The organism is Amphritea atlantica (assembly GCF_018860855.1).
Taxonomy (GTDB): Bacteria; Pseudomonadota; Gammaproteobacteria; order Pseudomonadales; family Balneatricaceae; genus Amphritea; species Amphritea atlantica_A.
In genome coordinates this window covers 80,636-102,428 of the sequence record NZ_JAHKQE010000020.1, presented here as the reverse complement: position 1 = coordinate 102,428, position 21,793 = coordinate 80,636, and the positions used below count along the sequence as shown (strand labels likewise).

The 21,793-nt window shown below is 47.6% G+C and carries 20 protein-coding genes; 16 read left to right on the top strand and 4 right to left on the bottom strand.

All coding sequences use genetic code 11. From position 1 onward, the window contains the following. Positions 1-72: 72 nt before the first annotated feature. The 7 genes from KO512_RS08655 (at position 73) to KO512_RS08625 (ending at position 4,895) form a co-directional block, all read left to right on the top strand. Positions 73-864 carry a 2-keto-4-pentenoate hydratase gene (locus KO512_RS08655; RefSeq protein ID WP_215951931.1) on the top strand — a complete coding sequence of 264 codons (792 nt, stop codon included), beginning with the start codon at positions 73-75 and terminating at the stop codon, positions 862-864. A gap of 52 nt (positions 865-916) precedes the next feature. Continuing rightward, positions 917-1,162: a GlsB/YeaQ/YmgE family stress response membrane protein gene (locus tag KO512_RS08650; protein WP_215951930.1), complete on the top strand. Its 246-nt coding sequence runs from the start codon at positions 917-919 to the stop codon at positions 1,160-1,162. 57 nt (positions 1,163-1,219) lie between these two features. Beyond that, positions 1,220-2,164, top strand: a complete 945-nt coding sequence (locus KO512_RS08645) for a 2-hydroxyacid dehydrogenase (RefSeq protein ID WP_215951929.1) — start codon at positions 1,220-1,222, stop codon at positions 2,162-2,164. Between the two features lie 166 nt (positions 2,165-2,330). Further along, entirely contained in the window at positions 2,331-3,026 is a 696-nt protein-coding gene (locus tag KO512_RS20465; RefSeq protein ID WP_215951928.1) for a DUF1456 family protein, read from the top strand. A gap of 6 nt (positions 3,027-3,032) precedes the next feature. Beyond that, a complete protein-coding gene (locus KO512_RS08635; RefSeq protein ID WP_215951927.1) occupies positions 3,033-3,665 on the top strand; it encodes a 3'-5' exonuclease in 633 nt (210 codons plus the stop codon). A 52-nt stretch (positions 3,666-3,717) separates the two neighbouring features. Continuing rightward, positions 3,718-4,134 (top strand): hypothetical protein, encoded by a 417-nt coding sequence (locus KO512_RS08630; protein WP_215951926.1) that lies wholly within the window; start codon positions 3,718-3,720, stop codon positions 4,132-4,134. Positions 4,135-4,652: 518 nt separating this feature from the next. Continuing rightward, positions 4,653-4,895 (top strand): hypothetical protein, encoded by a 243-nt coding sequence (locus KO512_RS08625; RefSeq protein WP_215951925.1) that lies wholly within the window; start codon positions 4,653-4,655, stop codon positions 4,893-4,895. An 85-nt stretch (positions 4,896-4,980) separates the two neighbouring features. On the opposite strand, the gene KO512_RS08620 is transcribed toward KO512_RS08625, so the two are convergent. Next, positions 4,981-5,820, bottom strand: a complete 840-nt coding sequence (locus tag KO512_RS08620; RefSeq protein ID WP_215951924.1) for an AraC family transcriptional regulator — start codon at positions 5,818-5,820, stop codon at positions 4,981-4,983. A 111-nt stretch (positions 5,821-5,931) separates the two neighbouring features. Between KO512_RS08620 and KO512_RS08615 the strand changes: the two genes are divergently transcribed. The 9 genes from KO512_RS08615 to KO512_RS08575 all read left to right on the top strand — a co-directional run bounded on the left by KO512_RS08615 (position 5,932) and on the right by KO512_RS08575 (position 15,782). Then, entirely contained in the window at positions 5,932-7,119 is a 1,188-nt protein-coding gene (locus tag KO512_RS08615; protein WP_303492807.1) for an MFS transporter, read from the top strand. 533 nt (positions 7,120-7,652) lie between these two features. Beyond that, entirely contained in the window at positions 7,653-8,399 is a 747-nt protein-coding gene (locus tag KO512_RS08610; RefSeq protein ID WP_215951923.1) for a FadR/GntR family transcriptional regulator, read from the top strand. Positions 8,400-8,514: 115 nt separating this feature from the next. Further along, complete coding sequence (locus tag KO512_RS08605) at positions 8,515-9,705, top strand: ABC transporter substrate-binding protein (protein WP_215951922.1); 1,191 nt, start codon at positions 8,515-8,517, stop codon at positions 9,703-9,705. Between the two features lie 63 nt (positions 9,706-9,768). Next, positions 9,769-10,626: a branched-chain amino acid ABC transporter permease gene (locus tag KO512_RS08600; protein ID WP_215951921.1), complete on the top strand. Its 858-nt coding sequence runs from the start codon at positions 9,769-9,771 to the stop codon at positions 10,624-10,626. 2 nt (positions 10,627-10,628) lie between these two features. Continuing rightward, the gene (locus KO512_RS08595) at positions 10,629-11,633 is read left to right on the top strand and encodes a branched-chain amino acid ABC transporter permease (RefSeq protein WP_252734935.1); all 1,005 of its coding nucleotides are present in this window, start codon (positions 10,629-10,631) and stop codon (positions 11,631-11,633) included. Further along, positions 11,633-12,388 carry an ABC transporter ATP-binding protein gene (locus KO512_RS08590; protein ID WP_252734934.1) on the top strand — a complete coding sequence of 252 codons (756 nt, stop codon included), beginning with the start codon at positions 11,633-11,635 and terminating at the stop codon, positions 12,386-12,388. The genes KO512_RS08595 and KO512_RS08590 overlap by 1 nt, the downstream gene beginning before the upstream one ends. Next, positions 12,385-13,077 carry an ABC transporter ATP-binding protein gene (locus KO512_RS08585; protein ID WP_252734933.1) on the top strand — a complete coding sequence of 231 codons (693 nt, stop codon included), beginning with the start codon at positions 12,385-12,387 and terminating at the stop codon, positions 13,075-13,077. The genes KO512_RS08590 and KO512_RS08585 overlap by 4 nt, the downstream gene beginning before the upstream one ends. Before the next feature lie 22 nt (positions 13,078-13,099). Next, entirely contained in the window at positions 13,100-14,371 is a 1,272-nt protein-coding gene (locus KO512_RS08580) for a Zn-dependent hydrolase (protein WP_436792275.1), read from the top strand. Continuing rightward, a complete protein-coding gene (locus tag KO512_RS08575; protein ID WP_252734932.1) occupies positions 14,337-15,782 on the top strand; it encodes an amidase in 1,446 nt (481 codons plus the stop codon). The genes KO512_RS08580 and KO512_RS08575 overlap by 35 nt, the downstream gene beginning before the upstream one ends. A gap of 146 nt (positions 15,783-15,928) precedes the next feature. Here KO512_RS08575 and KO512_RS08570 read toward each other — a convergent pair whose 3' ends face one another. The 3 genes from KO512_RS08570 to KO512_RS08560 form a co-directional block, all read right to left on the bottom strand. Next, positions 15,929-17,260 (bottom strand): Na+/H+ antiporter NhaC family protein, encoded by a 1,332-nt coding sequence (locus tag KO512_RS08570; protein WP_215951920.1) that lies wholly within the window; start codon positions 17,258-17,260, stop codon positions 15,929-15,931. Positions 17,261-17,583: 323 nt separating this feature from the next. Further along, on the bottom strand, positions 17,584-19,539 hold the full coding sequence (locus KO512_RS08565) for a sensor domain-containing diguanylate cyclase (protein ID WP_215951919.1): 1,956 nt from the start codon (positions 19,537-19,539) through the stop codon (positions 17,584-17,586). A gap of 333 nt (positions 19,540-19,872) precedes the next feature. Next, positions 19,873-21,768: a PhoX family protein gene (locus tag KO512_RS08560; protein ID WP_215951918.1), complete on the bottom strand. Its 1,896-nt coding sequence runs from the start codon at positions 21,766-21,768 to the stop codon at positions 19,873-19,875. Positions 21,769-21,793 lie beyond the last annotated feature (25 nt).

Sequence of the window (21,793 nt, the reverse complement as noted above, 5' to 3'; positions counted from 1 at the left end):
CGTCCGACTTTAAGGTACAGTGAGCGTTTTGATCAGCGTATCAAAGCCCTTAACTGATTCTTAGGACATCCTATGCAGCAGGCAGATATTCACGCGGCCGCTCAGGCATTACTCACCCGACGGTTGAATAACCATATTACCGGACAGCTTAATCCTCAATATCGTCCTAACTCGGTATCCGATGCCTTGGCGATTCAACAGGGTTTGATTGGGCTGATGGCGCAGCAGGGTAACTCCGTTGGCGGTTGGAAATGTGCTTTGCCGATTGCGATCGATGGTTTAACCGATGTGCCGGTGGTTGCACCAATTTTTAGTCGTAGTATCCATACCGATTCACCCTGTCCAATCATCACAGATGAAGGACAGTGCAAAATTGAACCCGAGATTGCCTTTTGTTTCGCTCAAGATCTGCCGTGCCGCTCAACACCTTATAGCGAGCAGGAGATTGTGGCGGCGCTGTCCTGTGCATCTCTAGCGTTGGAGCTTATTCTCAGTCGCTACCTGCAACCTGATTCGGTCAGCTATGTTGAACATTTAGCCGACTGTTTATTTAATCAGGGCTTGTTTATAGGGCCTGAGATCTCTTTGGAACAGGCTTTTCAGGCTTCAACGATCGAGCTATCACTGACGACCTCATCGACGCCAGAGGCTCAGCTCTTTGCGGGTAAGCACCCTTGCGGTGAACCACAGTTGCCGTTGTTTTGGTTGGTTAATTTTTTGCATCAACAGGGCATCGATATTAAAGCGGGCCAGCGGGTGATTACCAGTTCATATGCGGGTGTGATTGATATCAGGCCGAGTGATGATGTTACTTTAACGTATGACCACCTCGGCGAAATAAAATTACGGTTCGAAAGTGAGTGAACATTAGTTCATCTAAATGTAATACTAATATAAACATAAAAGAGGTGTGGCAATGGGAATTTTATCTTGGATTATTTTAGGCTTGATCGCAGGGGTATTGGCGAAATGGATCATGCCGGGTAAAGATGGTGGTGGATTCATTATTACCACTTTGCTGGGTATTGCGGGTGCCTTTGTGGGCGGCTTTCTAGGTAATTTGATCGGTTTTGGTAGTCTTAATGGTTTGAGTCTTGGCAGTATCGTGACCGCCACCGTGGGTGCATTCATTCTGCTGTTTGCCTATGAAAAGCTTAAATAAGCAGACCGGCAGAATAGTTTTTAATTCGTTTTAATCGAGATAGATAAGGATAGATCTATGCGACCTCTTATCCCGTTTGTCCATCAGTCAACGAGCAGCGAGGCGGAGCAGTGGTGCGCCACTCTCCGTGAGATGTTGCCACAGTGTGATGTACGTTTATTTGAGCAGCTGAGCGAAGAGGACAAAGCGCGGGTGGAGGTGGCGGTCGTGGCTAATCCTGCACCGGCTGATGTCGCTCAGTTGAGTCATCTGCAATGGGTGCACTCCGTCTGGGCTGGGGTTGAAGGAATGATGGCTAGTCTGGCGGATATGCCGTTTGAAATTGTTCGTTTAACCGATCCGCACTTAGCGCAGACAATGTCTGAAGCGGTGCTGGCTTGGGTGCTGTATCTGCATCGTGAAATGCCTCAATACCGACAGCAGCAATCTGCTGGGCAATGGCAGCCGCGTCCTTATACCGATGCCTGCGATCGTCATATCGTTATTTTGGGGTTGGGGGTGTTGGGCCACAAGAGTGCTTTACGGTTGGTTGATAATGGTTTTCGTGTGTCTGGCTGGAGCCGGTCAGAAAAGCAGCTTGACAAGGTTTGCTGCTACTCCGGCGAACAGGCCTTGCCTGAACTGCTAGATGATGCTGATATTATCGTCAACTTGCTCCCCTTGACGGCGGCGACTGAGAGCCTGATGGATGAAATGTTTTTCCAACAGGTGAAAGCGGGGGCTGCGTTGATCAATTTTGGTCGAGGAGCCTCGATTGTTGATGCTGATCTGTTGCAGGCATTAGATCGGGGACAGATCAGCCATGCCGTCTTGGATGTCTTTACGCAGGAGCCATTGCCTCTGGATTCAGCTTTCTGGCAGCATCCAGGAGTAACGGTATTACCGCATATTTCGGGGCCGACGAGCGTATCGACAGCTAGCCGGATTGTCGCCGATAATATCAGTCTCTATCTGTTAGAGGGTGTTATCCCGCCAACAGTCGATAAATCCCTAGGCTATTGAAGGTCTGAAAACCGTTTTTAGTGAACTAGGCATGTGATTAGTAGTTAATTAACAGGGTGGCATTGACGATCGGTCTTTCAGTAAGGGCTCTTTAAAGAATCTGAGATGACTATCGTCTAATTGTGTTAAAGTGCCAGCCTTATTCTTTTCTGTCCGGATTTTTTTTGTGACCAATAATGATATTTTGCGCCGTCTGCGCTATACCTTCGATTTCAGTGACACCAAAATGATTGGTATCTTTCGTCATGCGAACTTGGCGGTGACTCGGGTTCAGCTGAGTGGCTGGCTGAAAAAAGAGGAAGACGCTGAGTTTGTGCGCATCACCGATCAAGAGATGGCAACATTTCTCAACGGTCTAATCATCGAAAAACGTGGCCGTAAGGAAGGTGATCAGCCAGAGCCTGAAAGGCATCTGAATAACAATATTATCTTCCGTAAATTGAAAATTGCATTAAACCTAACCGCCGATGATATTCTCCACCTCTTAAAGCTCGCCGGTGTTAGCCTGAGTAAGCATGAGCTGAGTGCGCTGTTTCGTAAACAGGGGCATCAAAACTATCGAGAATGCAAAGATCAAGTACTGCGTAACTTTTTAACCGGCTTGCAACATCAGTGGCGCGACAAAGAGCCTACTATAAATACCGATAAGCCTCAGCGCGTTACTGCTACGGCGACCGCCACTGCAGATAAACCGGTGCGTAAACCGGCAGAGCGACCGGCCGCTAAGGATGTTAAATTTGTTGTTGATAAGCCCGCATCAGCTAAGCCTTCGATTGATAAGGCGGCAAAACCGGCAAAAGCGACAACGGACAGTGGTTCCGTATGGGCCAAAGCACTGGCGAAAAGCAGTAAAAAGAGCTGATCAGCAATGAAAGAGAAACAGCTGCCACCGACACGGGAGGAGATCGCCCAGTTTCCGCCTTTCCCTGCGATGACGCGGGAACATATCTGTCTGCCCGTCGGTGCCGAGGCTTTGGCTGCCGCTGCGCAAGATCTCTTGAGCAGCCCCTTTGTTGGTTTTGATACAGAATCTAAACCCGTGTTTCGCAAAGAACAAGCATCAACCGGCCCCCATGTGATTCAGCTGTGCACCACTGATACGGGTTACATTTTTCAGCTGCATGATAAATCTGTTTATCCCGTTATCTGCCAAGTATTGCAAGCTAAACAGGTGGTGAAGGTGGGTTTTGGTTTGCAGTCTGATCGTAGTCATATACGGCGCAAACTCGGTGTTGAAATCAGCGCGATACTCGATCTTGATGCGGTTTATCGTAAGCTTGGCTATCGTCGTCAGCTAGGGGTTAAAGCGGCGATCGCGGTGCAGTTCGGGCAAAAGTTTACTAAATCAAAACGGGTTTCCACCTCTAACTGGGCGTTACCAACACTCAGTGATGCACAGTTACTCTATGCCGCTAATGATGCCTATGCGGCGTTAAAAATACTTCAGGGCTTACAGCAAGCGGGCCATGAGCGGATGATTAAAGAATTGGTGGTGATGTGATGCCCTTAGGCTCACATCAGGTTGCCTTTATTGTTTACAGGATATCGATAAGATGATTTTAAAACGTTTTGCTGAACTGCCAGCGCTGGAAACCGAACCGGGTACCGATTGTTCTTTTATGAGTCATAGCCCCCTTGGTGAGCCGTTGCTGACGGTTGTTTATGCCACGAAACGGGATTTTCTGTCGGTGCCTAAAACCTATACTACGGTTCAGTTTAAAGGTAGCGAAGCTGTACCTCTAGAATTTCATTCGGTTTCCCGCAAAGACTATCTAGAGCAGATGGAAATGGCGACGAGCTGGTTTAAATCTGGGGTCTATGAAATCGAGCGAACCAAAGACTACTCGATCGTTATGTTGCTCACCAATGATCGAGCATTAGAGATTATTTTTACCGATTTTGATCTTTTAGAAGAGGGTTATCACTCGGTGGATTCTCAGGCGGCATTGATCGCTCGTATCAGTGGTTAGAGAGGATTTTAGCCGCTGTTTTTCCTAAGGTGAGTATTATAAGATTCAGAATTACAACGACTTATTTGATTTTAATCGGCTTTCGCTAAGGTTTTTACTGTCATTGTCAGGGTATCCAAATCACTGCAAATGAGTCTCTTAAACCGAGTGGTTTATTTTGTGACACGTAAAAAGTATTTGTAACCCGTCGTTTTTTTTGTCATTATCAGCTTAGTATGGAAACACGTTAGCAGAGGATGTATGCCTAGCGGCGTAATTAATCAACAAGTTTACTGATTTTCAGAGGATAAGGCTGAAGCCGTAATACTTGCTTCTTTCTTAATTCTACCGATACTCTGGAAGTGTCATCACTGACAAAATTGATAAGTTTATTGGACGGTTGCCGTTTTTGTTGCGGGTCGTTGCAAGGCGCACATAGCAGCAGATGCTATCGCTGTCAGAATAAAAAGTTAGGAACGATTAGTGTTTAATGTAATCCGACCTATTTATCGCGTTGTTAATTCTTATAAGGAAGTAAGATGAAATCATTAGCTATTATTTTAACGGGCCTATGGGCTTCAAGCCAATCTATCGACCTTTATTCCGACGATGCGTTATATAACATGATCGCTCCGGCGGGCCTCGTTATCTGTGTTATTGCATTAACATTTTGGTTAGTCTTGCATGCTGATCTCGTGCTTCATCGTCACCACTCGGATGGTTATCAAAGCGATAAGACTGATTTTAGCCGCGATTCTTTAAGCAGCCATCGCGGTGATTAAGCGTACTTAACCGGCTTCTCTTCTCAATAACAGCAGATCTGATATGACTCACCGGTTCGATAACGGGTGAGCCATGACGCTGCTATCACCGTTCTTCTTGTTCAAAATAACGTCCTGGCGTTTTTCCTAATGCTTTTCTAAACATGGTGATAAACGCGCTCTGGCTGTTGTAACCAAGATCTTGGGCAATATTGGCGATGGCATCTCCCTGTGCAATACGGGTGAGCGCGGCTAATAATCTCGCCTGCTGTCGCCACTGACCAAAGGTCATCCCCGTTTCTTGCCGGAAATGGCGTGCTAAAGAACGGGCGCTGGTGCCGAGTTGGGCTCCCCAATCATCCATTGAGCGAGCATCCGCAGGGTTATGCCTTAACTGATGGGCTATCTCTATGAGTGGTTTGCTCTTCGGATGTGGCAGATACAAGGGGGTTTCCGGTGTCGCCTTGAGTTGATCGAGAAACACCTGTACTAAGCGTCCCTCGGCGCCAACTTCATCATACAGGGTATCGAAATTCACCATGGCTAATATCAGTTCTCGTAACAGTGGGGTGACATGGATTACCTGACAGTGATTCGGTAGATGTTTTGCGGCGGCCGGAGCGATATAGACGTTACGCATCTGCACAGAATGAATGGTGCGGGTATCATGCTCGATATAGGCGGGAATCCAGACCGCTCGTTGAGGTGGTACGACCCAGTAACCGATGTTTTTGGCCGATACCTGAATCAGACCATCGGCGATAAATAAAAGCTGTCCCCAGCCATGACGGTGAAAAGGGGTATAAAAGCCTGCCGTATGGTCTACTTGGCGAATAACCAATTGGCGGGGCACCTGTTCGAGTCGGTTAAGAGGTTTTTCATCAGGTCTAAGCCAGTGGTTCTGGATTTCAGGGTATTCTGTCTGTTTTTCGATATAAGTTGGCATGGTTTATTGTATACGACAGGTGAGATGTTTTTTAAAGTAGAACATTAAACTTAATTGAGTAACTGGGTCGGGTATTAGCCTATGGTTGTGCCCTGATTCGCTGGAGTCACTGTGTTGAATTTTATCCGTCGTCCCGAAATGTTTCTGTTTTTACTCGCCGCGGCAATGCCGTTATCGATGGGCGTGTGGATGGCATTACTGAATAACTTTGCCATCGAACAAGCCGCCTTTACCGGGGTTGAGATCGGTATTTTGCAATCATTACGGGAGATCCCTGGGTTTCTCTCATTTGGTGCTGTGCTGTTGTTACTGCTGCTACGGGAACAAACCTTAGCGCTACTGTCGATGTTATTGCTTGGCTTGGGCACTGCAATGACTGGTTTTTTCCCGACGGAGATAGGGCTTTATTGTACTACCGTGTTGATGTCATTGGGGTTTCACTATTACGAAACCATGAATCAAAGCTTATCACTACAGTTATTCAGTAAGGAGGAAGCGCCTCACCGTCTAGGCCAGATGGTGGCGATTGGTTCCTTTGCCAGTCTGTTGGCCTTTGGGTTGGTGTGGCTGGCATTGGATGTCTCAGGCCTATCCATGAAAACCGTCTATTTATTGGGTGGTGGTGCAACGGTGGCGATTACGTTATTTTGCTGGTGCTTCTTTCCGCATATGCCGAGTAAGGTCGAACAGCATAAGCAATTACTGTTGCGCAAACGTTATTGGCTTTACTATGCCTTGGTGTTTATGGGGGGCGCGCGGCGGCAAATATTCATGGTGTTTGCGAGCTTCTTGATGGTTGAGAAATTTGGCTTTTCTGCTGGCGAAATATCTATTATGTTTCTCGTCAATGGCGCTTTGAATATGATTTTTGCGCCCAAAATCGGCAAACTTATTGGTTATTGGGGCGAGCGAAAAACACTGACTGTCGAATATATCGGCTTGATTGTTGTCTTCACCGCCTATGCCTTGGTGTCAGATCCTTGGATCGCCGTGGGCTTGTATATCGCGGATCACCTGCTGTTTTCGATGGCTATCGCACAGAAAACTTACCTGCAAAAAATAGCAGACCCTAAAGATTTAGCGTCCACCGCCGGTGTCTCATTTACCATTAATCATATCGCGGCGGTTATTCTGCCAGCAGCCTATGGGATGTTATGGATTATCTCCCCAGCGGCTGTGTTCTTGACCGGTGCAGCGATGGGCGCCGTTTCGTTGGTGTTGGCGCGAATGGTGCCGATAAACCCCGCTCCAGGCGTTGAGGTCAGCTGGAAAAAACCTAACCAAGGTGCGCCGCTTTAAAACGGTTTCATTAGCTGACTTATGACGCGTTCAGGCTTAATCCTGAACTCATCTTGGGTCTGTTCGTTTGAGGGAAGAGGGTTTATACACCCTTTGCCCCGTTTTTTTAATCGTCGTATGGCGGCGAGAGGTTTGTTTTTTTCGCCGATACGGTCCGTCTGTATGAATTTTTACTGTTTTTGCACTTCTTTTGCGTTCGTTTTGTTCTCTAATTAATATTTTCTTTTTTGTGTATATTCTTAGGTTTATTTTCTGTTATTTTTATTTTTATCAGATTAATAAACCTAATAAAAGTCGCTAAATATTTTGTTTGCGTAACTGAAATCATAACTATGGTTAATTTTATTGGCATTTAACTCACGGTAAGTAGTACTGTAGTTTTAAGTGGCAGTATGGATTTGTGCTTCATTACTATTCAAATCAGTCTGTACTCGTCGTTATCAGGAACAGCTCTAGGGCTGATTTTTTTGAGCCAAAATAATTAATCATGATTATTTACATTAATTATTAAAATGGCTCTTTTCGGAGATGAAATGGCTGAAGTTCAGCGAAAGTACCGTAAACAAAAATTATCTGATCTCATTGTCGATGAAGTGAAGTCGATGATAGTGGCGAAAAAACTTCTCCCGGGCGATCGCCTACCGAACGAACGAGACTTGATTGAGCAGTTTGGTTGTTCAAAGGGAACGGTGAGAGAGGCGTTGAAGGCGTTGGAGGTTGAGGGGCTTGTTTATACTCGACCAGGCCCCGGCGGCGGAGCCTATCTTTCTGAAGTGGGTACGGACCCAGCCAGTAAAATGTTACGAAATTATCTCTATTTTAATCACCTATCAGCCGAGCAAGTGTATGAGATGCGTAAGCTGATAGAGGTTGAACTTGCTGTTTCGGTGGTTGGCAAGTTAACACCCACTGATTTTGAACGGCTCGAGGAGTATACCAAGGTCTGCTCAACAGCACCGGAATCGGATGATGAGCAGCGGCTTCAGCGGATTGCTGAACTCGAATTTCACAATGTACTGGCCGACGCTAGCCCTAATCCTCTGTTTAGCTTTATGGGTCGTTTTTTAAACGAAACCCTGCGTGATTTGGTGGTACTCAAAAAATCCTATCAAATCGATGCTTATCAATTTACCCATTCGAATGTCGTTTATCACCAGCGTTTGCTAGCAGCCTATCGGGCCGAAGACGTAGCCGCTGTGCGTCATTTAATGGGTGAGCATATGTGTGAGGCAGAAGAACAGTTTGTCGCGCTGGATGGCCAAATATCTCAAAAAATGTAAAACCGGGTATGTAAGTACCCATCAAAAAGAGCTTGTTAAACAGGCCGAGAATGACTGAGAAGCTTCAAGATAAGGCAATAAATAAAATAGTAAAGAAACCTTAGAGGAAAGCACTATGAAAAAAATGATTTTGAGGAATGTCTTACTCTCCGCTGTTTTAACGGCGACGACGACACTCACGTTTGCCGCTGAGGGGGTTACTATTTATGGCGTTAAATCTGTATCGGGAGCCTTTGCTAGTTATGGTAAATATGCCGATATGGGTTCAAAGCTGGCCGTTGAGGATTATGGCACGCTACTGGGGCAGCCGGTGAGCTATAAGACGCTCGATACTGAAGGTAACGCGGGTAAAGCTGTGCGCAAGGTTCAGGAAGCGGTCAGTCAAGATAACGCGCGCTTTTTTGATGGTGCCACACTGTCTTCTACCGCGTTGGCAATCGGTAAGGAAGTGAATAAGGTCAATGGTGTTTTCATGACCCCTGCAGGAGCTGATGAGTTAACGGGTGTCGATTGCAATATGTCCACTTTTCGTTGGTCTGTGCCAACATATGGTGCTATCCGTCAAACTGTTAAGCCCTTGATCGATCAGTTTCCAGAGAAAAAACGTTGGTACACCATTACGCCTCAGTATGTCTTTGGTGAAGCGCTGCTAGAAAATGCGAAGCAGGTGTTTGAAGCCGAAGGTGTCGAGCATGTGGGTAACAGCTACCACTCGTTGAAAGAGCAAGAGTTCTCTGGTTACCTGACAAATGCGATGGCCGCTCAACCTGATGTTTTACTGCTCTTGAACTTTGGTTCTCAGTCATCCAATGCATTGCGTCAAGCGATCAACTTTGGCCTTAAAAACCAGATGACCATTCTGATGGCTTGGTCTTCAGGTCTTGATCAATTGCAAGAGCTCGGTCCCGACATTGCAGATGGTGTGTATTTTGGTGCTCAGTATTGGCATACCGTTGATACCCCAATGAACAATGCGCTGGTTAAAAGGGTGAATGAAGCTTACGGCATGAACCCAAACTACCCATTAGCGGCTGACTATATTGGTACTACCGCGATCTTGAACGCCATCGCTAAGGCGGGTACGACTGATAGTGCTGTTGTCGCTAAGGCATTGGAAGGTGTGACCTATGATGGTCCTACCGGTAGTGAATTTGTGCGTGCAGCCGATCACCAGGTACTTAAAGATTACTACCTGCTGAAAGGCAAGCCAGCGTCAGAAATGGCTGATGCAGATGATTATGTCGATATTATCAGCTCTGGAAAATCGTTTCCTGATGAAGCAACTCTAGCGTGCAAACGTAGTTAATTTGACCTCCGTATTCCGGTTATGCCGGAATACGGAATATATGACTTTTGCTGGAGTGAACCGATGAGTCTCTATCTTTTTCAGATACTGAATGGTGTCGGCTTAGGGATGATCTATTTTCTGATTTCGGTCGGACTGACGATTATCTTTGGTCTTTTGAATTTTGTTAACTTTGCCCATGGTGCCTTTTATCTTATAGGCTCCTATCTTTGTTTTACCATTGTTTCTTTGACGGGTAATTTTTGGCTGGCGCTCGCGATAGCGCCTCTTATTGTTGCGGCATTGGCTTTTTTGACTGAAAGGACGTTGATTAAACGTGCCTATCACTTGCCGCATACTTATCACATCTTGATAACCCTTGGTATCGCTCTGATTATTCAGGAGTTGACCATCTCTATCTGGGGGCCTATCGGTAAATCTGTTTCCGTACCGGATGCCTTGCAGGGCGTATTCCAGATGGGGCATTTCTATTATCCGAAGTATCGCTTATTTGTGATTATATTTGCTGCGGTTATCGCTTTTGCGCTTTGGTTGCTGCTAGAACGAACACGTTTTGGCGCGCTGGTGCGAGCCGGTAGTGAGGATACAGAAACCGTTTCGCTGTTAGGAACGCACATACATAAACTGTTCTCGATCACTTTTGCGCTAGGAGTGGGGCTTGCGGGTCTTGCTGGTGTGTTGGCGGCGCCTATTCGCGGTGTACATCCCTTTGTTGGCGTTGAAGTCCTCGGTATTGCCTTTGTGGTTGTTGTGATTGGCGGGATGGGATCATTCACCGGAGCGCTAGTAGGTGGGTTGATTGTCGGATTGGTGCAGAGCCTCATGACGACGATCTGGCCTCAAGGCTCAAGTCTGATGATTTATGGTGCGATGGCTTTTGTCATTCTGTTACGTCCTTACGGTTTATTCGGGAGAGGCTGATTATGATGAAACAAAAAAAATCATCACTGTTTGGCGGGGTGACATTGGCTGCGTTAGTCACGATTATCGTGATGCCACTGTTATTGCCCTCGGCAACTTTAGCGACTGAAATTCTTATTTTTGCGATGGCCGCGTTAGCTTGTAACCTGCTATTGGGTTATACCGGATTACTCTCTTTTGGTCAGGGGATTTTCTTTGGTGGTGGTGCTTATGTGGCGTCGATATGCATGATTCATTGGCAATTTGGACTACTCGAAGCACTGCTTATTGCAATGTTAACGGGCGCCTTACTCGCCGGATTGGTAGGCGCATTGTCGATACGTCGAAAGGGGATCTATTTTGTCATGTTGACGTTGTCTTTTTCACAGATGGCGTACTTTATTGCTTATAGCCTGAGCGATTGGACTGGCGGTGATAATGGTTTACTCGATATTCCTCGTCCGCCGTTGATGTTGCTTGGATTTGAGGTGAGTGACCTGGTCTCCAGTGAGGCGTTCTACGCTTTTGTTGGTGTGCTTTTCATGCTGATCTTTGTGTTTGCCCGTCGTGTGATTCATTCCCCTTTTGGCACCACACTGGTGGCGATTAGAGAGAACGAAAACCGCGCTTCAGCCGTTGGCTTTTCGACCAATCATTTTAAGTTGTTGGCCTTTGTTATTTCGGGCGGTATCACCGGTATTGCCGGCGCGCTTTACGCGATGTTACTCAACTTTGCGCCGCTTTCTAATATTGAGCTTCAGATGTCAGAAAGCATTTTGATCATGACGATCATTGGCGGTACAGGTTCTTTATTCGGCTCTATCCTAGGGGCAGGATCCATCGTGTTATTGGGCGATATATTGTCTTCCGTCTGGCCTCGCTGGATGATTTTATTAGGTATTGCTCTGATCGGCGTCGTGCTGTTTATGCCATCGGGTCTTTGGGGTGGTGTGGGTTCTGTTGCCGATCGCTGGCGTGAATACCGTCGTCGCAAAGCATCTGCGGCGAAGTCCTCGGAGGTTAACTGATGAACGATTATATACTCGAAACAGAAAACCTTGGTTTACGCTATGGCGCATTTGCGGCGCTAGGCAGCGTCGATTTGAAGATCAAACGAGGTTCTATACACACGGTGATTGGGCCCAATGGTGCCGGTAAAACAACCCTGTTTCACTGCCTGACGGGTGAACGTAAACCCTCCAGTGGAAGCATCCAGTTTGCGGGACATGATGTCACTCATCAGGCACCTCATAAGCGGGTAGCCGTGGGGATGTCCCGCTCATTTCAGATCACTAGTCTGTTTCAGAATCTGAGTGTGCGTGAAAATCTTCGCTTAGCTGCTCAAGGACGCGATGGGTTGGCGGCATTAGCGTTCTGGTATTCGGAGAACCATCGGCGGCAACATAGCGATAAAGCCGATGAAGTGATTGAACGGATCAAGTTGGGCGCGGTGGCTGATACCTATGCCGGAGAGCTGTCGCACGGTCAGCAACGGGTCCTTGAGGTCGGTATGGCACTGTGTAGTAGCCCGCAAATGTTACTGTTGGATGAGCCTACTTCTGGTATGGGCGTGGATGATATTCCGGTGATGACACAGCTGATATCTGAGCTGGGGCAAGATCATACGGTGATGTTGATTGAGCATAATATGAAACTGGTGATGTCAATTTCAGATCGAATTACCGTGATGCATCAGGGCAATATTCTGATTGAAGGTGAACCCGAAGTGGTCAGTGGGGATGAGCGTGTTAAGAAGGCCTATCTGGGGGAAAGTGGATCATGAAACTTGAGCTTAATAATGTTCATTCTTACTACGGTAAAAGCCATGTGCTGGAAGGGCTTTCTCTTGAGGTGGGTTCCGGTGAACTGGTGACATTGCTGGGGCGTAATGGCGCGGGTAAAACGACTACATTACGCAGCATCATGGGCATTGTGAAACCGAAACAGGGCTCCATCCGTTTTAATGACGTTGAGTTGGTGGGGAAAGAGACCTTTGAGATCGCCCGTTATGGCATTGCTTTAGTACCGGAACACCGCGGTATCTTCAGTCTGCTGAGTGTCGAAGAAAACTTAGCCATTGCTGTTCGAACGGGAAGTCGCTGGGACATCGGTGATGTGTATGAAATGTTCCCGCGGCTTTATGAACGGCGTAAAAATGGTGGTAATGAACTGTCCGGCGGTGAGCAGCAGATGCTTGCGATGGCGAGAGCTTTGGTAAATAAGCCGGAGCTATTATTACTGGATGAGCCCACCGAAGGTTTAGCCCCGGTCATTGTTGATGAAATCGTCCGCATTCTTGAACGCATCCGAGAAGCGGGCGTGTCGGTGCTGCTGGTGGAGCAAAACCTAGCGGTATGTGAGCGCCTAGCAGACCGGCACTATGTGTTAGAGCAGGGCAATATTGTTTATAGCGGCACGGGCGAGGATTTCCGTCAGCAAGAATCGATTAAAGATCGCTATCTGGCAGTTTAGCCGACAGCTAAAAGGATAATGAATGATGAATAAAATGAGTAACGAGATGTTGGCTTCTAATGTATTAAGAGTCGATCAAGATCGGCTCTGGGCGAGTCTCATGGAGCAGGGCAAAATCGGGGAGACCGCTAAAGGCGGCTTGAACCGGTTGGCATTGACGGACCTTGACCGCCAGGTGCGAGAGCTTTTTATTCAATGGTGTACTGACGCGGGTTGTGACGTCAGCATTGATCAAATAGGTAATATTTTTGCGCGTAGAGCGGGACGCGATAATAGCTTGCCGCCCGTGATGACCGGAAGTCATATTGATACACAGCCAACCGGTGGTAAGTTTGATGGCTGTTTTGGGGTGATGTCCGGCCTTGAAGCGATTCGGCGTCTGAATGATCTGAATATTGAAACGATGGCACCGATCGAAGTGGTCGTTTGGACTAATGAAGAGGGCTCACGTTTTCCACCTTGTATGATGGGGTCTGGCGTCTTTACCGGTCAGTTTACGCTGGAAGATACGTTAGCGACCTGTGATAGCGATGGTGTTTCTGTCGACGAGGCACTCCAAAGCATCGGTTTTGCCGGAGAGCGGTCGGTTACCGGCCATCAGGCTGCGGCGTATTACGAAGCTCATATCGAACAGGGGCCCGTGCTAGAGGATGAAGATAAAACCGTTGGGGTTGTCATCGGTGCGCTGGGGCAAAAATGGTTTGATTTGCGTATTACCGGGGTTGAAGCGCATGCGGGCCCTACGCCTATGAAATTGCGTCATGATGCCGGTTTGGCGGCCGCTCATGTGATGGTTTTCGTTAATCAATTAGCGTTGAAATATGAACCACACGGGCGTGGAACCGTTGGTTGTTTAGAGCTGTTTCCTGGATCAAGAAATGTTATTCCGGGGCAGGTCGACCTCACTATTGATCTACGCCACCTCGAAGCGGGTATTTTGGAAGCGATGGTGCTGGAACTGAAGGCTGAAATTTCTCGAATAGAGCAGCAGTTTGGTGTGACAACAGTGCTCACACCGACCGCTGATTTTCCGCCGCTGGCGTTTGCGCCTGAGTGCGTTGATGCGGTTCGTCATGCGACTGAAGCGCTGGGTTATAGCCACCTAGATATTGTTAGCGGTGCGGGACACGATGCTATTTTCATGGCAGAAATTGCGCCTGCTGGGATGATCTTTGTGCCTTGCGAAGGTGGCATCAGTCACAATGAGATGGAGCGTGCCGACGCTAAAGATTTAGCGGCGGGAGCCTCGGTATTATTAAATGCCTTATTGGCAAGCGCTGGGCGGGCCAATTGAGATGGATATAAACAAAGCGACGGATATTGCGGACCTTGATGCAACCACGCTTAGTCGGTTATATCGCAGTAAAGAGCTCTCACCGGTGGCGGCGACTGAGGCCGCACTGGCACGGATAGAGGCCTGTAATGAGCATGTTAATGCCTATTGTTATGTGGATGCAGAAAGAGCGCTAAATGCTGCCAAAGCGTCAGAACAGCGGTGGATGGCGGGTAACCCGCAAAGCCCAATTGATGGCGTACCCTCATCAATTAAAGATTTGACCCGGGTAGCGGGCATGCCAAATCGTAGCGGATCATTGATCAGTTCAGCGGAACCGGTGACTGATAATGCGCCATTTACTGATCGGATGCTTGAAGCGGGTGCGGTTATTCTGGGTAAGACCTGTACCCCTGAATTTGGCTGGAAAGGCGTTACCGATAATCGTTTAACCGGTATCACCCGTAACCCTTGGAATACTGGGTTGACCGCAGGTGGTTCATCTGGCGGTGCTGCCGCCGCTGCTGCTCTGAATATGGGGGTTTTACACCAAGGAAGTGACGCGGGTGGCTCTATTCGTATCCCCGGCGGTTTTTGTGGTGTGTTTGGGATCAAGCCAACCTTTGGCTTTATCCCGCAATGGCCGGTTAGTGCAATGACCACGCTGTCTCATCTTGGTCCGATGACTCGTACGGTTGACGATAGTTTGTTGATGATGGATGCCGTTGCCCGACCTGATGATCGTGATTGGTATTCTGATCGTATCTTTAGTGGTCGCTGGAGTGAGTCGCCAAGTATTGATTTTAGCAAGCTTACAATCGCTTACAGCCCAACGCTCGGATACGTGGATGTCGATCCAGAAGTACAGCTGAAAGTTGATCAGGCCATCAAGTTGTTGGTTGATTTGGGCGCAAATGTTGAAGAGGTTGATCCCGGGTTTACGGATCCGGCGGAGATCTTTTCAACGCTCTGGTTTGCCGGTGCCGGAAAAGTCGTTGAAAGTTTTAGTGAAGAACAGCGGGAACTGCTTGATCCAGGCTTTCGCAATATAGGTGAGCAGGGTCGTAACATTGACATTGTTAGCTATATGAAAGCCGTCGATGCTAGAGCCGAGCTAGGAATGATGATGAACCAGTTTCATCGGCGCTATGATCTCTTGTTGACGCCAACGTTACCGATTACGGCTTTTGCTGCGGGACAAAATACAGTGGATGATAGCCAGACAGAGTGGATGGAATGGACGCCATTTTCTTATCCATTTAACTTGACCCAGCAGCCGGCTGCTACGGTTCCCTGCGGCTTTGTTAAAGGGCTACCGGTTGGTTTACAGCTGGTAGCCGCTCGAGGTGATGATGCACGTTTGCTCGCCGTCGCTAAGCAGTTTATGGATGTGTGTAAAACTGACCGTCTGAGTGCGCCGATCGTGGCGTGATCTAAACGTAAAAAGGGGATCACATTATTAATGTGATCCCCTTTTTTTGTGCTTAAACCTAGCCGTTAAGGGATGGCGAGGCCATTGGGCTTTTTCGACGTGCTTTCCACTGTGCTTTAAGCGGAGCTTGCGTCTATGTGTAAGCGTTAGTATTCCGCGAGCTGTGCACGCGGCTTAGCGGCGTAGCTGCCAAAGATAATGGTTCCCAGTGCAATCACACCCAATAGCCAGGTGTATTGGATATTCGCAATGACAATCAGGGGTGATATCCCTGCAATCGAACCGGCCAATAGTACCTGAGCACCATAGGGTAATAATCCTTGCACCGTACAGGAGAATATATCCATCAAGCAAGCACTGCGACGCGGGTCGACATGTTGACGCTCGGCGATGTCTCTTGCTAAACCGCCACAGATAATAATGGATACTGTGTTATTGGCGGTACAGACGTTTGTTATTGCAACGGCGGCACTAATAGCGGCTTCGCCAGCCCGTGGACTGGCGGCTGCATTATCGCCTTTAGAGGTGAGCCGTTCTATTTGGCGGGCTAGAAATTCTAAACCTCCTTGGGCTTTCATTAACGCCCCTAAACCACCGATCAACATCGACAGAATCATGATCTCCTGCATGCCGGTATAGCCCGCATAGATATCCTTAGAAAACTGTGCAATCGAGTAGCTGTCCAGTCCGCTTAAGCCGATGGCGCCCGCCAGGAGAATGCCGCTAAACAAGACCAAAAAGACATTGAAGCCGGTCAGTGCCATGGTTAGCACCACTAGATAGGGTAATACTTTGAGCAACTGATAGTCGGTGTCTTGAGCGATATTGGCATCAGTGCCTTGTAAGTAGAGCCATACGAGGGTGATGAGTGCTGCGGGCAGGGCAATTTTAAAGTTCATGCGGAATTTATCGCGCATATTACAGCCCTGAGAGCGGGTGGCGGCAATAGTGGTATCTGAGATAATCGACAGGTTATCGCCAAACATCGCGCCACCGACAACGGCACCAATACACAGCGGTAATGAGAGATCACTGACTTCGGTTAGACCCACGGCAATTGGGGCCATCGCAGCAATGGTGCCCATTGATGTGCCCATCGCGGTGGCGATAAAGGCGGTAATAATAAATAGGCCGGGCAGCACAAATTGTGCTGGGATAAAGCTCAGGCCGAAGTTAACGGTCGCATCAACACCGCCAACGGCTTTGGCGACGCTAGCAAAGGCACCGGCGAGTAGGTAGATCAAACACATGGTAATAATATTGCTATCACCGACGCCCTTGATAAAGGTGTCCAGACGCTCGTTCAGGGCACCACTGCCTAACAGCAGTGCGAGTACGACGGCGGGCAGAATCGCAACAGGGGCGGATATTTGATAGAAAGCGTAGTCAACATTAACGGACTGATAGTAAACGCCACTGCCAATAAACAGGGCGAGAAACAGTAGTAGCGGTAGTAGCGCGAGCGGGTTGGCTCTCATGTCGGGCTCCAAGATAGAGAAACGCGTGCTGATTATATTCTGCTAATGAGCAGAATCAGCAAGAATAAACCTAGTATTCTTTTGAAATAAAGGCTGATAAATGGATAGGGAGAGACCTGATAGGTAACCCCACTAATTTAAGGCGGGATTATACCGGTTAGAAGAATCAGTTCTAATATTGATTTACCATATGTAATTGTTTTTGGTTATAAGTAGTTTTTTTTGATGCAAATAAAGAATAAAAGGATGGTGATCTGAACGATCAAAACTAGGCGCTAAATAGTCAGCGTGCTAATCCATCGTTGTTCGATAGCTTAGCTTGCTTACTCCGAAGTTGTGGGAAGCTCATCTGCATATTTAAAATGAACATTCTTGCTACGTTTTGCCGCATACATCGCTAAATCCGCTTCGTGCAGCAGTGACTCCAGAGGCTGGCCTTTAAAATGAATGGCAATGCCAATGCTGATACTCATATTGATTGTTTGACCATTAAAGTGAATCGGCTGTTGCATCGAGGTAATGACACGTTGGGCTATTATTGATAGTTGTCGCCGAGTGCCATGGGATGGCAGTATGGCGGCAAATTCATCCCCGCCCAGACGGGCGATGCTATCGGTGTCACGGAGCACTTCCCTCATCCGAGTCGCCGCCTGTTGTAAAACATAATCACCGGCTTGATGGCCATATTGATCATTAATGGGCTTGAATTGGTCGAGGTCCATATAGATGACGGCGAGGGCTTCGTTTTTACGTCTTGACTGTGCCAACTGCAGCTCTAACAGTTCGATAAATAGGTTGCGGTTGTACAGGCCTGTTAACTGATCGTAGTGAGCGAGTTGCTCTATTTTTTGTTGCGCGGTGAGGTGTTTTCGCTGAATTCTGAAATAGAGCAGCGTACCAATGCCGGTAATGATGGATGTGAGGATAAAAAACATGATCAGCGGCGGGAGCATATTGCGATATGCAGCGGAAAAATCTTCGTCACTGGCCAGCGAGATCAATTTCCATTCATGCCGCTGAGGTTCGCTAGACGAACGGGTCTGGTCGGTATCTAGGGTGTTATGATGGCTGATCGAGATCGTGTCAAATATGAAATAGCCATCGGATGTCATGATATAACCCCGTTGATCTGTTTTGATCTTGGGCCATATGCCTGGGTAGTATTTATCAATAGTACGATCTTTATAGCGTGGAAACATAAAGGCCCAAGCCGCATCCCGTTCACGACCAAATAGCCAATAACCCTCGTCATTAAGCAGCATGAGTTCGCCGGTAATATTCTTAGCTTCATTCTTTAATTGAGTGAATAGCGCGCTGCTATTGAGATTGATAATCACAATCCCACGCTTTTCACCCTGTTGGTCAAAAACAGGCGTGGCGAGACGCACAATAGGTTTAAAAGGTAGCTCAATACGGCCATTCTCAATGTTGAGATCCATTCGCGAGATATACACCTGCCCAGCAGATAGTTTAAAAGCATCGGTAAAGTAATAGCGTTGATGCTTGTCTTGCATTTTTTTCGACGTGATTGCGATAGGACCTAGACTGGACTGATCAACTCTTATTCTTTCAATACCTTCGTTATCGATAAAGCGGATCTGCTCATAAGCGGGCTTGATGGTTGCCAGACTTAGGTAGTCATGGGTTAAACGGGTGATGGCTTCAGGATCGCCTGTGAGTAGTTTTTGCAGGTTATCCTGCAGCGCCAGCATGCGTGTATCTAAGGCCGCTTTGTCTATATGCTCGTTCAGACCATTTCTTACCAAAGCCAGTTGTTGCTGTTCTTGAGTAATAGATTGGCGAATATTACTGAGATGTTGCTGCTGATAGATGTTCAGCAGTAACAGTAGGAAAAGGCTCAGTGAAAAGAGATACGAAAGTAGCAAAACACCCCGTAAGGCAAAGATTTTCTCGATGAGGGAGCGGTTATTAAATTGGGTTATCTCACCGGAATGTAAGAGTAGAAAATGGATTAATACCGTGGTTAATAGGGCAAATAATAAGCCGCAGGTGATGGTTGTTGATACTTGTGTGGCGGATAACTTCAGTAATGGCAAGGATAGGGACAACACCGTTTCAACGGCAAAGGCAACTAAGCCCGAACGTAGCAAAAGAGACTCAGAGGAGAGGCCCTCTCTAGATTTAAGCTGTTTGAAGTGGGTAAAAATTCGAACAGAAAAAATGGTCACTAGCGCCATAATACAGGCGTTTAGAAAGGTCTCTAACCAGAAGAAATTGATGGCGATATCAAGTTTCTGCATGCCGTGGATGGTCAGCATGTCGGCTGTTATTAAGATAATAAAAAGAAGAAGGCGAGCTAGCATTAGGATTAAATAGCCTTATTCGACATTAACTGAATAAAGTGACCTAGCGTATGGCTGCTTAAAATTTATTCAGATCAATGCGTCATGGTGAAGTTTCGTATAACACAAATATACCCTTATATTAGCAGAGCTTAAGCATAGCTGTCAGTGATTGAGGGGGAGGGTAAACATTAAAAAGCCTCTAAATAAGAGGCTTTTTCTCTAGCAGGTAATCTTTGAGCAGGTGCTCAGGCTAATTATCGCTTTTAATCCGGTTTTTTATGGTGCTAAACCGAGGGCTGAATTAGGTTAGGCGCCGATAATGCCACCATCTTTTCGCTGAACCGCCATGATGGTCGAACGAGGCTTGCTGTTACCGCCGGCAGGGAAGTGAGATTCAGCTTTTTCACCTGGATGCTGCACACCGATGAAAACAGTGCGTTGATCTGGGCTAAAGGTAAGTCCGGTCAATTCACAAGCGATAGGGCCTGTGGCGAAACGGCGAATCTCCCCGCTGTCCGGGTCAGCTACTAACACTTGGTTATTGCCCATGCCCGCAAAATCACCCTTGTTGGAGTATGAACCATCGGTCATGATCCACAGACGGCCGCCATTATCAAAGCCTAAGCCATCAGGGCTGTTGAACATGTTTTCATCGTTGATGTTGGCAGAACCAGCGTAGAAATCCTTATGCACGGTAGGGTTGCCTGCGACCACAAACAGATCCCATTTGAAGCTTAAGGCAGCGTTGTCATTGTTGGCTTCTTTCCAACGTACGATTTGGCCATAGTGGTTTTCGGCACGAGGGTTAGGGCCGATCACCGGTTGTCCGGCTTTCTTGCCACGGTGCTTATTGTTCGTCAGCGTACAATAAACCGTATTATTGTGTGGGTTTACTGCTACCCACTCAGGCCGATCCATGGTGGTCGCACCGACCACGGTGGCGGCTTCACGGGCAAAGATCATGACTTCGGCCTGGTTGTTGAAGCCATTTTCTGTCGTTAGGCCATTTTTGCCATGGGTCAGTTCAATCCACTCACCGCTACCTTTCACCTCACCCGGCTGGGCGTTGAAGCGGGAAACGTAAAGGGTACCTTCATCGAGTAAATGACGGTTAGCGGCTTTATCGGCTGGGTTGTATTTGTTTTTAGTGACAAACTTATACAGGTGCTCACCGCGCTCATCATCACCCAAATAAACAACCACATGGCCATTGTCGGCAATGGTTACGGCGGCATTTTCGTGTTTAAAACGACCCAGAGCGGTTCGTTTCATTGGCGTTGAGGTGGGATCCATTGGATCAATCTCAACCACCCAACCAAAGCGGTTAGCTTCGTTTGGTTCTTTGTTTAGATCAAAACGAGCATCAGATTTGTACCACTGATATTTGCTGTCGTCACCGATGCCATAACGTTGCTGGTGGACATCTTGGCCACCACCGGGCTTAGCAAAGTAGCCGTTGAAGTTTTCTTCACAGGTGAGGTAAGTGCCCCAAGGTGTTTCGCCATTGGAGCAGTTGTTCATGGTGCCGAAAACCTTTTTACCCGTGCTATCAGCACTGGTTTTGAGCAGCGCGTCACCGGCAGCAGGGCCGGTTAGCATCATCTCAGTGTTGGCCGTAATACGGCGGTTGTATTGTGATTCAGCCACGTACTCCCAGCCAGAGGATGTACGTTTGATTTCAAATACAGAGACACCGTGCGCCGCTTGCGCTTTTTTCACATCATCGGCGCTGAGCGCCTTACCTTGATGCTCAAACAGTAGCTTGTAGTTAGTGTATTCGTTATTGACGGCAAGTAGGGCACGATCATCAGACAGTGGAAAGAACGACATACCATCGGTGTTATCACCAAACTGTCCTGTTTGAGCAGATGCCGGCTGCATACCATTTTCATTAAACGCCGGTGCACCTTTAAGAATAGGATCACCCCAAGAGATCAGCGGTTTGGCAACATAACCGTCAGGCACGATAAAGGTATCGGCGGTGCTGGTCGGCACCTTTGTAAAGCCCAGTAGTTTGCTGTCAGGATGAGTCGTGGCAGCAACCGCTTTGCTCAGTGGGTTGGCGGCCAGAAAAAGCCCCATTGCAGTGGCACCACCCTGCATAAAGCGGCGGCGGCTCATACCGGCATCAATAATTTTGCTGAAGTCGGAGTCTAGTTCGGTATGCAATGCTGAATCGGCCTGCAGAAGATCTTTTTTCATGCTCAATGTTCCTAAAAACGGTCTG

Coding starts and splice junctions, on each gene's coding strand:
- KO512_RS08655 (WP_215951931.1), top strand. CDS start 73: ATGCAGCAGGCAGATATTCACGCGGCCGCTCAGGCATTACTCACCCGA.
- KO512_RS08650 (WP_215951930.1), top strand. CDS start 917: ATGGGAATTTTATCTTGGATTATTTTAGGCTTGATCGCAGGGGTATTG.
- KO512_RS08645 (WP_215951929.1), top strand. CDS start 1,220: ATGCGACCTCTTATCCCGTTTGTCCATCAGTCAACGAGCAGCGAGGCG.
- KO512_RS08635 (WP_215951927.1), top strand. CDS start 3,033: ATGAAAGAGAAACAGCTGCCACCGACACGGGAGGAGATCGCCCAGTTT.
- KO512_RS08630 (WP_215951926.1), top strand. CDS start 3,718: ATGATTTTAAAACGTTTTGCTGAACTGCCAGCGCTGGAAACCGAACCG.
- KO512_RS08625 (WP_215951925.1), top strand. CDS start 4,653: ATGAAATCATTAGCTATTATTTTAACGGGCCTATGGGCTTCAAGCCAA.
- KO512_RS08620 (WP_215951924.1), bottom strand. CDS start 5,820: ATGCCAACTTATATCGAAAAACAGACAGAATACCCTGAAATCCAGAAC.
- KO512_RS08610 (WP_215951923.1), top strand. CDS start 7,653: ATGGCTGAAGTTCAGCGAAAGTACCGTAAACAAAAATTATCTGATCTC.
- KO512_RS08605 (WP_215951922.1), top strand. CDS start 8,515: ATGAAAAAAATGATTTTGAGGAATGTCTTACTCTCCGCTGTTTTAACG.
- KO512_RS08600 (WP_215951921.1), top strand. CDS start 9,769: ATGAGTCTCTATCTTTTTCAGATACTGAATGGTGTCGGCTTAGGGATG.
- KO512_RS08595 (WP_252734935.1), top strand. CDS start 10,629: ATGATGAAACAAAAAAAATCATCACTGTTTGGCGGGGTGACATTGGCT.
- KO512_RS08590 (WP_252734934.1), top strand. CDS start 11,633: ATGAACGATTATATACTCGAAACAGAAAACCTTGGTTTACGCTATGGC.
- KO512_RS08585 (WP_252734933.1), top strand. CDS start 12,385: ATGAAACTTGAGCTTAATAATGTTCATTCTTACTACGGTAAAAGCCAT.
- KO512_RS08580 (WP_436792275.1), top strand. CDS start 13,100: ATGATGAATAAAATGAGTAACGAGATGTTGGCTTCTAATGTATTAAGA.
- KO512_RS08575 (WP_252734932.1), top strand. CDS start 14,337: ATGCCTTATTGGCAAGCGCTGGGCGGGCCAATTGAGATGGATATAAAC.
- KO512_RS08570 (WP_215951920.1), bottom strand. CDS start 17,260: ATGAGAGCCAACCCGCTCGCGCTACTACCGCTACTACTGTTTCTCGCC.
- KO512_RS08565 (WP_215951919.1), bottom strand. CDS start 19,539: ATGCTGACCATCCACGGCATGCAGAAACTTGATATCGCCATCAATTTC.
- KO512_RS08560 (WP_215951918.1), bottom strand. CDS start 21,768: ATGAAAAAAGATCTTCTGCAGGCCGATTCAGCATTGCATACCGAACTA.